General features: G+C 72.1%; 5 protein-coding genes and 1 pseudogene. 3 read left to right on the top strand and 3 right to left on the bottom strand.

Translation table 11 applies throughout. The annotated features are described in order from the left end of the window. Positions 1-32: 32 nt before the first annotated feature. Positions 33-4,946: pseudogene (locus AMA02S_RS35035) on the bottom strand (type I polyketide synthase); the annotation flags it as partial. A 296-nt stretch (positions 4,947-5,242) separates the two neighbouring features. On the opposite strand from AMA02S_RS35035, the gene AMA02S_RS35030 reads away from it, so the two are divergent. Continuing rightward, on the top strand, positions 5,243-6,508 hold the full coding sequence (locus tag AMA02S_RS35030; protein WP_245667965.1) for a cytochrome P450: 1,266 nt from the start codon (positions 5,243-5,245) through the stop codon (positions 6,506-6,508). Positions 6,509-6,526: 18 nt separating this feature from the next. On the opposite strand, the gene ccrA is transcribed toward AMA02S_RS35030, so the two are convergent. Further along, complete coding sequence (gene ccrA, locus AMA02S_RS35025; protein ID WP_067467652.1) at positions 6,527-7,888, bottom strand: crotonyl-CoA carboxylase/reductase; 1,362 nt, start codon at positions 7,886-7,888, stop codon at positions 6,527-6,529. A gap of 196 nt (positions 7,889-8,084) precedes the next feature. Here ccrA and AMA02S_RS35020 point away from each other — a divergent pair, with 196 nt between their 5' ends. Continuing rightward, complete coding sequence (locus AMA02S_RS35020) at positions 8,085-9,107, top strand: 3-oxoacyl-ACP synthase III family protein (RefSeq protein ID WP_067467649.1); 1,023 nt, start codon at positions 8,085-8,087, stop codon at positions 9,105-9,107. Next, the gene (locus tag AMA02S_RS35015; protein WP_067467645.1) at positions 9,107-9,967 is read left to right on the top strand and encodes a 3-hydroxybutyryl-CoA dehydrogenase; all 861 of its coding nucleotides are present in this window, start codon (positions 9,107-9,109) and stop codon (positions 9,965-9,967) included. Before AMA02S_RS35020 ends, AMA02S_RS35015 begins: the two co-directional genes overlap by 1 nt. A gap of 121 nt (positions 9,968-10,088) precedes the next feature. Here AMA02S_RS35015 and AMA02S_RS35010 read toward each other — a convergent pair whose 3' ends face one another. Next, positions 10,089-12,791: a type I polyketide synthase gene (locus AMA02S_RS35010; RefSeq protein WP_067467642.1), complete on the bottom strand. Its 2,703-nt coding sequence runs from the start codon at positions 12,789-12,791 to the stop codon at positions 10,089-10,091. Positions 12,792-12,859: the final 68 nt, after the last annotated feature.

The raw sequence follows: 12,859 nt of genomic DNA, 5'->3' as shown, positions 1-12,859 counted from the left end.
CGGGGCGTGGAACGGGTGATGGCCATCGGGAGTCACGACTTCCCGAACTCGGTGGAGATGACGTCGAAGATGTCCTCCGCCGTCGCCGTCTCCAGATCCCGATGGCGCGCGGGGCCGTCGGCGCCGCCGTCGGTCCAGCCGGTGAGCAGGGTGCGCATCCGCAGCCCGATCCGGTGCCGGGCCGCCTCGTCCATCTCGCCCGCCGCGCAGGCCGCCTCCCAACGGTCGATCTCAGCCATGACGGTGCCCTCGGTCACGGCGTCGTCGGCGACGAGCCGCCCGTACAGGTGGCCGGCCAGCTCCCGCGGCGTGGGATGGTCGAAGATCAGCGTGGTGGGGAGGCGGAGACCGGTCGTGGCGTTGAGCTGGTTACGGAGCTGGACGGCCGACAGCGAGTCGAAGCCCAGCTCCTGGAACGGTTTGCCCGGAGTCACCGCGTCCGGCGAGGACTGGCCGATGGCCGCCGCCGCCTGGGACTGGACGTGCCCGAGCAGCGTCCGCATGCGCTGGTCGGGCGGCAGGGCGGTGAGCTCCTCGACGAACGGTGTCGTGGAGCCGCCGCCGTGCGCCGCGTCGGACGGGCTGTTCTCGGGCAGGTCGTCCAGCAGCGGTGCGGGCCGCTGGGTCGTGAAGGTGGCGGTGAACTGCGCCCAGTCGATGTTGGCGACGGTCAGCGTCGTGACGCCCTGCCCCACCGCCTGGTGGAGGGCCGTGACCGCCAGCTCGGGGTCCAGCGCGTGCAGGCCGAAACGGCTGAAGAACGCCAGGGACGCGTCGTCGGCCGCCATCCCGACGTCGCCCCACGGACCCCAGGCGACGCAGGTGGCGGGCAGCCCCTGGCCGCGCCGGTACTCGGCCAGCGCGTCGAGGTGGATGTTGGCGGCGGCGTAGGCGGCCTGCTGACCGCTGCCCCATGTCGCGGCGCCGGAGGAGAACAGCACGAACGCCGACAGGTCCATGTTCCGGGTGAGCTCGTGCAGGTGGACGGCGGCGTGAGACTTGGGCCGCAGGACCTCGTCGAGGGTGGCGGGGGTGAGGTCGCCGATGCCGACGTAGTTGGGGACGCCGGCGGCGTGGACGACCGCGGTCAGCGGCCGTTCCACCGGGATCGCCTCCAGTACCCGGCGGATCTGGTCGCGGTCGCCGGCATCGCAGGCCGCGACGGTGACGGTGCTGCCGAGGCCGGTGAGCTCTGCCACCAGCTCGTCCGCACCGGGCGCGGCGGGGCCGCGGCGGCTGGTCAGCACGAGATGCGGGGCGCCCTCGCGAGCGAGCCGGCGGGCGAGGCGCGCGCCGATGCCGCCGGTGCCCCCGGTGATCAGCGTCGTCCCGCCGGGCCGCCACGCGTCGGCCGGGTTCTGCCCGCGCGCCGGCGCATGGCCGAGGCGGCGCGCCCACCCGGCCGTCGTGCGGATCGCGATCTGGTCCTCGGGCTGCCCGGGGGCGAGTGCCGCGGTCAGCCGGGCGCCGATGTCGTCGTCGAGCGTCGCGGGCAGGTCGATCAGCCCGCCCCAGGTCCTCGGGTACTCCAGGGCGGCCACTCGGCCGAGGCCCCACACCTGCGCTTGGACCGGACTCACCAGCGGGTCCGCCGCGTGGACGGCCACGGCGCCCTGGGTGAGGCACCACAGGGGCCCGCCGACCCTCGCCTCGCCCATCGCCTGGATCAACGCGGTGGTGGCGGCCAGCCCGTTCGGGACGGCGGGATGTTCCGCGTGCGGTGTCTCGTCGAGCGCCAGCAGGCTGAGGACGCCGGCCGGCGGGGAGCCGATGGCCGGATCGGCCAGCCGGCCCGCCAGCGATGCGCGATCGATGGACGTGCAGACGGCGACGGTCACCACACCGTCGAACGCCTCGGTGACCGCCCGGACGACGGGCCCGTCGGCGTGCGACTCCGGTACGAGCACCAGCCAGGTCCCGGACGCGGCCGACGACGGTGGTGGCGGTCGCAGGTCGTCCAGGCGCTTCCACGTGACCTGGTAGCGCCAGGAGTCCACCGTGCGTTGCTCGCGGTGGGCGCGCCGCCAGGCCGCCAGCACGGGTATCGCGGGTTTGATCACGTCCGCCGCCGTACCGTCCTCGTCCCCGGTCCCGGCTCCAGAGGTGGCGGGACCCAGCGCGGCGGTCAGCGCTTCGAGGTCGTGGTCCTCGATCGCCTTCCACAGCCGCGCCTCGGCCGCGTCGTTGCCGTCGCCTGTCGCGCCGCCCGGGGCGGCGTGCTCCACCCAGTACCGCTGCCGCTGGAACGCGTACGTCGGCAGGTCCACCGTGGGCGGCGGCGGATCGGACGGGAACCAGGTCGTCCAGTCCACCTCCACGCCGACGGTGAACGCCTGCCCGACCGCACGCGCGACCTGGGTGCGGTCGCCGTTGTCGCGGCGCAGCGTCGGCACCGTGACCGCCCGGACGTCCGCGCGCTCGAAGCACTCCTGCATCCCGACCGACAGGACGGGATGGCCGCTCGCCTCGATGAAGACGCGGTACCCGTCGGCGAGGAGCGCGTCGATCGCGTCCGCGAACCGGACGGGTTGCCGCAGGTTGGTGATCCAGTACCGGGTGTCCAGCGAGGCGGTGTCGACGCGGCCGCCCGTGACGGCGGAGTAGTAGGCGACCGGCGCCCGGGACGGGCGGACGCCCGCCAGGCCGGCGGTGAGCTCATCGGTGAGCCTGTCGATCTGGGGGCCGTGGGAGGCGTAGTCGACATCGACGCGCTGCGCCCGTGCCCCCTCCGATCGGGCTCGTTCCATGAGTGCGTCGAGCCTGTCGGGGGGACCGGAGAGGACCGTCGAGGACGGCCCGTTGATCGCGGCGACCACCACGCCCTCGGAGTCCCGGACCAGATCGGCGACCTGGTCGGCGCCCATGCCCAGCGAGGCCATCGCGCCCTTGCCCGACAGCGTGCGCAGCGCCCGCGCGCGGACCGCGACGATCCTGGCGGCCTGGTCAAGGGACAGGGCCCCGGCGACGCAGGCGGCGGCGATCTCCCCCTGGCTGTGTCCGACGACGGCCGCGGGCCGCACGCCGTGCCCGGCCCACACCGCCGCTAGCGACACCATCACCGCCCACAACGCGGGCTGCACCACCTCCACCCGGCGCAGCGGCGTCCCGTCACCGCGCAGGACCTCGGTCAGCGACCAGTCGACGTGGGGTTCCAGGGCACGCTCGCATTCGGTGATCCGGGCCGCGAACAGCGGTGAGGAGTCCAGCAGGTCGGCGCCCATCCCGGCCCACTGGGAGCCTTGTCCCGGAAAGACGAGAACCGGGCCCGGCCCGACCTCACCGGCCACCCCCGCCACCACGTCCGGGTGGGCCGCGCCCTGCGCCAGCGCGCCGAGCGCCTCACCCGGGTCGGGGCCCACGGCGACGGCGCGATGCTCGAACACCGATCGGGTCGTCACCAGCGACCAGCCGACGGCGGCGGGATCGGCCGCCCCGATCTCGCCCAACTGCCGGGCCTGTGCCCGCAGAGCCGGCTCACTGCGCGCCGACACCACCCACGGCACCGTCCGTGCTCCCTTGGGGGAGGCCGCGCCGCTCGACTGAGAGGCGGGGGAGGAGACAGGGGCCTCCTCCAGGATCAGATGGGCGTTCGTGCCGGAGAAACCGAACGACGACACTCCGGCGCGCCGGGGACGCCCGCCCGCCGGCCAGGGCACGGCCTCGGTGAGCAGCCGCAGACCCCCGGCGTCCCAGTCCACATGGGGGGACGGCTCGCCGGCGTGGAGCGTGGCGGGAAGCGTCTCGTGCCCGAGCGCCAGCACCATCTTGATCACACCGGCGACGCCCGCGGTGATCTGGGTGTGCCCGATGTTGGACTTCACCGACCCGAGCCACAGCGGGCGCCCGTCCGGGCGGTCCCCGCCGTACGTCGCCAGCAGCGCGCCCGCCTCGATCGGGTCGCCGAGGGTGGTGCCGGTACCGTGCGCCTCGACCGCGTCCACACCGGACGCAGGGAGCCGCGCGTCCGCCAGGGCCTGGCGGATCACCCTCTCCTGCGCCGGGCCGTTGGGAGCGGTCAGCCCGTTGCTGGCGCCGTCCTGATTGACGGCCGAGCCCCGGACGACCGCCAGGATCCGGCGGCCGTTGCGCCGCGCGTCCGAGAGCCGCTCCAGCAGGACCACCCCGGCACCCTCGGACAGGGTCATCCCGTCGGCCCGCGCCGAGAACGGTTTGGACCGGCCGTCCGGGGAGAGGCCGCCCAGCTCGCTGAACCCGATCAGCGGGGCCGGGGACGCCATCACGTAGGCGCCGCCCGCCAGCGCCAGGGTGCACTCGCCCCGTCGCAGCGCCTGGGCCGCCAGGTGGATCGCCACCAGCGACGACGAGCAGGCGGTGTCGAGCGTGACCGCCGGCCCTTCCAGGCCGAGCGCGTAGGAGATGCGGCCGGAGGTGATGCTGGCGGAGTTGCCGGTCGTGAAGAAGCCCGCGGCACCCTCGGGGATCTTCGCGTCCCCCAGGGTGTAGTCGAGGCCGTCGCACCCGACGAAGGCACCGGTCGGCGTGCCCCGCAGCGACTCGGGCGGGACGCGGGCATGCTCGATGGCCTCCCACGCGGTCTCCAAGGCAAGCCGCTGCTGGGGCGCCATCCCGACGGCCTCGCCCGGCCCGATGCCGAAGAAGCCTGCGTCGAAGTCACCCGCGTCGTGGACGAAGCCGCCGCGGCGGACGTAGGTGGTGCCGAGGTGCTCGGGATCGGGGTGGTAGAGCGCGTCCAGGTCCCAGCCCCGGTCGCCGGGCAGCTCCATGGTCGCGTCGCGCCCCTCGGCCACCACGTCCCACAGGTCCCGGGGGGAGTTCACGCCCCCGGGCAGCCGGCACGCCATCCCGATGATCGCGATCGGCTCGTGCGCGGCCGACTCGCCGTCGGCCAGTCGGCGCTGGGCCTCGCGCAGGTCCGCCGTGACGCGCTTGAGATAGGCAAGGAGTTTCTCTTCGTTGTTCGCCATTGGCGGCGCGACCGTTCCTCTCCGCTCTGCGCGAGAACGGGGCGGACCGGACTCCGCCCGTTTCGCATCGTTGACGGCGGCGCTAAAGCTCCGCTAATTCCTTCGAGCCCGATCCATCCCGCAAGATCACTCCTGATTCGGGTGATTGGCGGGGGACTAGGGCTGCTTAAGTGCCGTATTGCAGAATGCGTGCAGTCCTTGGCTCCTCCCGATCGTGGACGGTGCCGGGCGTCCGGCCGAGGACCGGACTCTGCCTGGGGAGCCCACCGGAGCACCGAGCCTGAATCGAGGAATTCGTGTCCCCTTCCCAACGCACCCCGGCGGCCGGTCCTATCGCCGACGAGCCCGCCGATCTCGTCGACCCCCTCTTCTGGTCCGGGCCACACGGCGATCGCGTGGAGACGTTTGAGAGGCTGCGCGCCCAGCCCCATCCGGTCCTCGTGCAGCAGCGGATGGCCGGTCTGAGCTCGGCTTTCGGCTACTACGCGCTGGTGAAGCACGCCGACATCGTGGAGGTGAGCCGGCGGCCCCGCGACTTCTCCTCCACGGGCGCGACGAGCATCGTCGGCCTGCCCGCGGAGCTGTACGAGTACTACGGCTCAATGATCAACATGGACAATCCGGAGCACGCCCGGCTCCGGCGCATCGTGGCCCGCGTGTTCGGCCGCGAGACGGTCGCCGACTTCGAGGCCGTGGCGGACCGGGTGGCCCGGCAGATCGTGGACGGCCTCGTCGCGCGGGGACCCGGCGACTTCGTCCGGCCGGTGGCCGCGGAGATGCCCATCGCCGTTCTGGGCGCGATGATGGGCATCCCCACCGAGGACCACGACTTCCTCTTCGTCCGGACGAACCAGATCGCCGGCCCGCTCGACCCCGCGGTCGCCTCTCCGGAGGAGGACTCGAACGCCCTGGTGATGCGGGCCTCACAGGACCTCGGGGACTACATCACCGAGCTGGGCCGCGAGCGCGCCGCCCGGCCGCGCGACGATCTGATCACCAAGCTGGTCCGGGCCGAGGTGGACGGCGAGAAACTGACGCGCCAGGAGCTGGTGTCCTTCTTCATCCTGCTCGTCATCGCCGGCATGGAGACCACCCGCAACGCGATCTCCCACGCTCTGGTGCTGCTGACCCGCCACCCGGACCAGCGGGAGTTGCTGCTGTCGGACTACCCGAAGTACTCCGCCGGCGCCGTCGAGGAGGTCCTGCGATTCGCCACGCCCATCAACTGGATGCGCAGGGTCGCCACCCGCGATTGCGAGATGAACGGCCACCGGTTCCGGAGGGGGGACCGGATGTTCCTGTTCTACTGGTCCGCGAACCGGGACGAGGAGGTGTTCGCCGACCCGTACCGGTTCGACATCACCCGTGCTCCCAACCCGCATCTGGCCTTCGGTTCGCTGGGCCCGCACTTCTGCCTGGGAGCCCACCTCGCCCGCATGGAGATCGGCATCCTGTACCGGGAGCTTCTCCGGTCCCTGCCGGGCATCCGGGCCGACGGGGAGCCCCGGCGCCTGCGGTCGAGCTTCCTGGAGGGCATCACCGAGTTGCGCTGCACGTTCTGAGGCGCCCGCGACATCCGGTCAGGCGTCTCCGTCGAGCGTCGTGCCCGGGCCGAAGGGGAGCAGCGGGTTCAGGCGCTCCTCCCCGATGCGGGCGCGAAGGTCCCGGTCGGTGACGCCGAGCCCCGGCTCGGGCGCGAGGCACAACACCCCGACCTTGCCGATGTGCCGGTTGCGCTGGACGAGCCTTGCGGCCTCGGGAGCCTCGTCCAGCGGGTACAGCGCCGACATCGCCGGCATGACGCGGCCCATCCCGATGAGCCGGTTGCACTCCCACTGCTCCTGCAGGTTCGCGACGTGGCTGCCGATGACGCGCTTCAGCTTCATCCACAGATAACGGTTGTCGAACTGGTGGAGGTAGCCCGTGCTGGAACCGCAGGTCACCACCGTTCCGCCGCGCCGTACCACGAACACCGACACCCCGAACGTCGCCTGACCCACGTGCTCGAAGACCACGTGCGGGTCCTCGCCGACCTCGGCGCGCACGATGCGGCCGAGACGCTTGCCGACCTCGATGACGTGGTCGGGGTCGGTGTCCAGGCCGTCGGTGAGCCCGATCTCCGTACGGTTGATCACCAGGTCGCAGCCGAGCGCGCGGACGGCCCGCGCCTTCTCCTCGGACCCGACGACGCCGACCGCGATGCCGCCGCCGTTGCGGACGAACTGGATGGCGTAGGAGCCGAGCCCGCCCGCGGCCCCCCAGATCAACACGACGTCGCCCTGCTTGATCCGGGCGCCGCGGTCGCTCACGAGCATGCGGTAGGCGGTGCCCGCGCACAACGTGTTGCAGGCGGCCTCCTCCCAGGTGAGGTGGGCGGGCTTGGGAATGAGCTGGCTGGCGCGCACCACCGTGTAGTGGGCGAGGCCACCGAAGTTGGTCTCGAACCCCCAGGCTCGCTGCTCTGTCCCGAGCATGGCGTCCGCATGGGAGGAGGGCTCCTGATCGTCGACGTGGGCGGGGCTGATCACCACGTGATCTCCGACCCGCCAGCGCCGCACCCCGGACCCGATCCGCACGATGACACCCGCGCCGTCGGATCCCACGACCTGGTAGGGGCGGTCGTGCCGGGTGGCCCACCCGCCCTGCCGGGCGTAGTGCTCCAGGAAACGGAAGGTGGGAACGGGCTCGAACATCGCCGACCACACCGTGTTGTAGTTGATCGCGCTGGCCATCACCGCCACCAGCACCTCGTCGGGCGCGAGTTCGGGCATCGGCACGCGCCCCACCCGCAGCGACTTGCGCACGTCCTTGTCGGCCACGCCGGTGAACATGCCGACGTCCTCGGCCCTGATGTGCACCGCGGTGTAGTCGTCCGGGAGCTGCGCGCGCTCCAGGTCCGCCGGGGGAGCACCCGCCACGACCGCTTCCGATAGCACGTCCATGGCCACCTTTCCGCCGTTGTCGGACAGCCGAAAAGAATCGTATTTCGGTTCGGAATTGTAGTGAGAGGGAACTGTACTGGCCACCCCTAATGGCTGGTGTCGCCCCCAGGGGCAGAAAAATGCGCGACATAGGGGTTGCTGTGCTGTTTCTTTTGGTGAGGATTGACGGGAAGGGTTCTTTGAGAGGTTGTGACCGATGGCCGATTCATCCACCGGGATTCTGGCGACCGGATCCTGTCTTCCCGAACGAGTGGTCCCCAGCGAGGAGGTGGCGCGCCGGGTGGGCATCGACCCGGAATGGATCGAACGCAAGACCCAGATTTCGTACCGGCGCTACGCGGCACCGGACGAGGCGACCTCCGACCTCGCCGCCGGGGCGGCCCGGGACGCGCTGGCGAGGAGCGGCGTTCCGGCCGACCGGATCGGCTACCTCATCGTCTCCACCTCCACCGGCGACTCCCCGCAGCCGCCCACCTCGTACCTGGTGCAGGAACGGCTTGGCGCCGACGGCGCGGCGTGCTTCGACATCAACGTGGTGTGCAGCGGGTTCGTGTACGGGCTGGCGCTCGCCCGGAGCCTGATCGCGCTCGATCCGGGCGCGTGTGCGCTGGTGGTGGCGGCGGACGTGTACTCGCGCATCCTGGACTTCGACGACCGCCGTACGGCGGTGCTGCTCGGCGACGGCGCCGGCGCCGCCGTGGTGGGCCCGGTTCCCGCGCCGTACGGTTTTCTCGGTTTCGACTTGACCTCCCACGGCTACGCGAACCGGCTCATCAGGGTCGAGGCGGGCGGTAGCCGGGTGCCCACCTCGCACGAGACGGTGGAGTCCGGCGGGCACTTCTTCCGGATGGACGGCCGGGGCGTCCGCGACTTCGTCATGGAGAAGGTCCCGCCCGCCCTGAAGGTGCTGGTGGACCGCTCGGGCTTCACCCTGGACCAGGTCGACCACCTGGTGCCCCACCAGGCGAACGGGGTCCTGCTGTCGCAGTTGGTCGACCAGTGCGGGCTCAGCGGCGCGCAGACGCATCGCACATTGGAGAAGTACGGCAACATCGGCAGCGCCTCGGTGCCGGTGGCACTGGACGACGCCGCCCGCGCCGGCCGGCTGCGCGACGGGGAACTGGTGCTGCTGGCCGGGTTCGGCGGCGGCATGTCGGTCGGCGCCTGCCTGCTGCGCTGGTCGGCGGACGCGCACGCGGACGCGGGCGAGGCGGCGTGATGGGCGGGATCGACCGCGTCGGGATCGTCGGCAGCGGCGTGATGGGCTCCGGTATCGCCGAGGTGTGCGCCCGCGCCGGCCTGGACACGGTGGTCGTCGCCTCGGGCCCGGACTCGGTGGAGCCGGGCCGGCGGCGGCTCCGCAAATCGCTCGATCATGGGCTGCGCAAGGGCCGCCTCACCGAGGCCGAGAGAGACGCCGTGGTCGAGCGTGTGATCTTCACCGCCGATCTGGACGAGCTGGTCGACCGGCAACTGGTCTTCGAGGCGGTGCCCGAGCACGAGCCGACGAAGACGGATCTGTTCGCCCTCATCGACAAGATCGTCACGGACCCCGAGGCCATCTTCGCCTCCAACACCTCCTCGATCCCGATCATCAGGCTGGCGCGTGCCACCACCCGTCCCCAGCAGGTGGTGGGGGTGCACTTCTTCAGCCCGGTGCCCGTACTGCCGCTGGCCGAGCTGATCGGATCGCTGCTGACCGGCGAGGAGACCCGGGCCCGAACCGAGGCCTTCGTCACCGGGACGCTCGGCAAGCAGGTCATCGGCTCGCCGGACCGGGCCGGTTTCGTGGTGAACGCCCTGCTGATCCCGTATCTGCTCGGGGCGATCAGGATGGTGGAGTCGGGCTTCGCCGCAGCGGAGGTGGTCGACCGGGGGATGGTGCTGGGCTGCTCGCACCCGCTGGGTCCGCTCAAGCTGGCCGACCTCATCGGCCTGGACACGATCGCCGCGGTCGCCCGAGCCCTCTACGAGGAGTTCAAGGAGCCGCAGTATTCGCCGCCGCCGCTGCTGCTGCGCATGGTCGATGGCGGGCTACTGGGCAAGAAGGCCGGTCGCGGGTTCTACACGTACCCGTAGCAGCCGCACCAAGGTGCCCGTGTCCCTCCGCCGGAGGAACACGGGCACCTTTTCGCTTCTTTCGCTTCTTTCGCTTCTTTCGCTTCTTTCGCTTCTTTCGCTTCTTTCGCTTCTTTCGCTTCTACGGTTCGTTCAGGGGCTGGGGAGTAGAGACCGTGTCCGCCGGAGCCGGCCGGAGGCGACGCTCCCGCCGCCATCCCGCCAGCGCGGGGAGCAGCGCGGCCACTGTCGGGTGCAGGTCCGCCGGTGCGTCGAGGATCTTCGCCAGGGCGGCCGGGTCCTCGCGCTCGACGGCGTCCCAGAACAGAATGTCGTCCGGCGTCTCGTCGCCGGTCTCATGCAGCCAGTAGGGCCTGCTCTGGAAGGCGTAGGTGGGGAGCGGGACGGCCTGGGAGGGCGGGCCGCCGTCGAACAGCGCGGTCCAGGCGACGGCTGCACCGGCGACGTGGAGATCAGCGAGGACGTGCAACAGGGCCCGAGCTTCGGAATGCTCATCGCCGAGGACGGACCTCACCCGAGGGGCGGCAAGGCCGGGCAAGGCCGTGGCCAGCGCTTCGGCCAGGGCACGATCGTGTCCGAGCCACAGGAACCGGTCGCCGTCCTCGATGGCCTTGAGCTGCGGGGGAGGGTGCGGATGCTCGTCCCAGTAACCGGGGGTCGCGACGTTCTCATCGTCCGGTTCGCCGGTGAGGGTGCTGATCATGGGGATGCGCGGCGGCCGTAGGTCGAGGTCGCCGGCGGAACCCGGCCCGCCGGTGACGAGGCGGGCCGCGTCCGCGAGGTCGAGCACCCCCGCGACGAATGCGGCGGCGACCTCTCCGGACGCGTGCCCGGCCACGACGTCGGGCCGTACCCCGAGGGCCTCCAGGACCCGGGCGAGCGCCACCTGCGACGCGAACGACAGCGCGCGCTGGTCGGCGGCGTGCCCCGCCGCCTCGTCGGCGCCGGAGCGCGCCATGCCCTTGAACGGGTGGCTCAGGTGGGGCTCCAGTAGCGCGTACACCTCGTCGAAAGCGTTCCTGAAAACGGGGAAACGGTCGTACAGCTCTCTTCCCGTACCCGAGGCCAGGCCGTCGTGGTTGCCGAACAGCCACACCGTTCTGCCCGTGGCGACCAGAGGCGAGGCGGGGTGGAAGACCCCAGTATGCGGACGTCCGGCCGCGAGCGCCCGGGTCCCCGCCACCAGCGAATCGCGATCCTCGCCCACCACCACCGCGCGATGCTCGAACACCGACCGTGTCGCCGCCAGCGACCAGGCCACATCGGCGGCGCGCGCCTGCGACCCGGACGCCACCACGGCATCGGCCAGCGCCGCTGCCTGGGCCCGCAGCGCCTCCGGGCCGCGCGCCGACACCACCCACGCCACCGCTCCGCCCGGATCGGGAGCCTCCGCGATGTCCGGCGGCACCGGTTCGGGAGGCTCCTCCAAGATCAGATGTGCGTTCGTGCCGGACGCGCCGAACGAGGACACCCCCGCCCTGCGCGGATGCTCGCCCCGGGGCCACTCCACCGGCTCGGTCAGCAGTCGTACGGCCCCAGACCTCCAGTCCGCGAGCGGCGTCGGCCGGTCGACGTGCAGCGTGGCCGGCAGCGTCCCGTGCCGCATCGCCATCACCATCTTGATCACGCCCGCCGCGCCCGAGGCGCCCTGCGTGTGCCCGGTGTTCGACTTGACCGACCCCAGCCACAGCGGCCGGTCCGCGGGCCGGTGCCGACCGTAGGCCGACAGCAGGGCCTGGGCCTCGATGGCGTCACCGATGGGGGTGCCGGTGCCGTGAGCCTCGACCACGTCGACGTCGGCGGGGGACATGCCCGCGGCCGCCAGCGCCCGCCGGATCGCCTCCTGCTGGGAAGGACCGTTCGGGGCGGCCAGGCCGTAGGTGGCGCCGTCCTGGTTGACCGCCGATCCCCGGATGACCGCCAGCACCGGGTGCCCGTTGCGCCGCGCGTCCGAAAGGCGCTCCAGCAGGACGAGAGCGACACCTTCCGCCAGGCCCATGCCGTCGGCGGAAGCCGCGAACGACTTGCACCGCCCGTCCGGCGCCAGCCCGCCCTGCCGGGCGAACGAGACGAACACGTTCGGTGTCGCCAGCACCGTCCCGCCGCCCGCGAGGGCCAGCGTGCACTCCCCCTGCCGCAGGGCGTGGCAGGCCAGGTGCATCGCGACCAGGGAAGACGAACACGCGGTGTCGACCGACACCGCCGGGCCCTCCAGGCCGAGGGTGTACGCCACCCGGCCCGAGACGAGGCTGCCGGACGTGCCGTTGGCCAGATAGGGGAACAGTTCCTCGGGCACCCGGTCCAGCCGGGAGGCGTAGTCATGCGCGGTGGTGCCCATGTACACCCCGGTGGGGCTGCCGCGCAGCGAGCGCGGGTCCACCCCGGCGCGCTCGACAGCCTCCCAGACGAGGTGCAGCAGGATCCGCTGGAGGGGTTCGATCGCCGGCGCCTCGTCCGGGCCGATGCCGAAGAAGTCCGCGTCGAAGCCGGCCGCGTCGTCGATGAAGCCGCCGAGGCGGGCGAACGTGCGCCGCTCCTCGCCGCCTTCCCCCACGCCGCCTTCCCTCTCGCCGCCGGGGATCCGGGCGAGATCCCGGTCCCACGACCGGTCGGACGGGAAGCCGGAGATCGCGTCCCGCCGCTGGACGACCAGGTCCCACAGCTGTTCCTGGGAACGGACACCGCCCGGAAGCCGGCAGGCCGTCGCCACCACGGCGATGGGCTCGCGCGCCATCGACTCGGCCTCGGCCAGCCGTCGTCTGGCCTCATGGAGTTCGGCAGTGGTCCATTTCAGGTACTCGACCAGTTTCTCTTCGTTCTCCACGGGTCACCTCGCCGCCGCGGGTCTGCACCCGGTCGCTGTGGAATGTGTGTGAAATGGGGTCAGCGCAG

This window comes from Actinomadura macra NBRC 14102, assembly GCF_001552215.1.
Taxonomy (GTDB): domain Bacteria; phylum Actinomycetota; class Actinomycetes; order Streptosporangiales; family Streptosporangiaceae; genus Spirillospora; species Spirillospora macra.
Note: the sequence above shows the minus strand (reverse complement) of the source record. Positions and strands in the feature narration are given on the sequence as shown.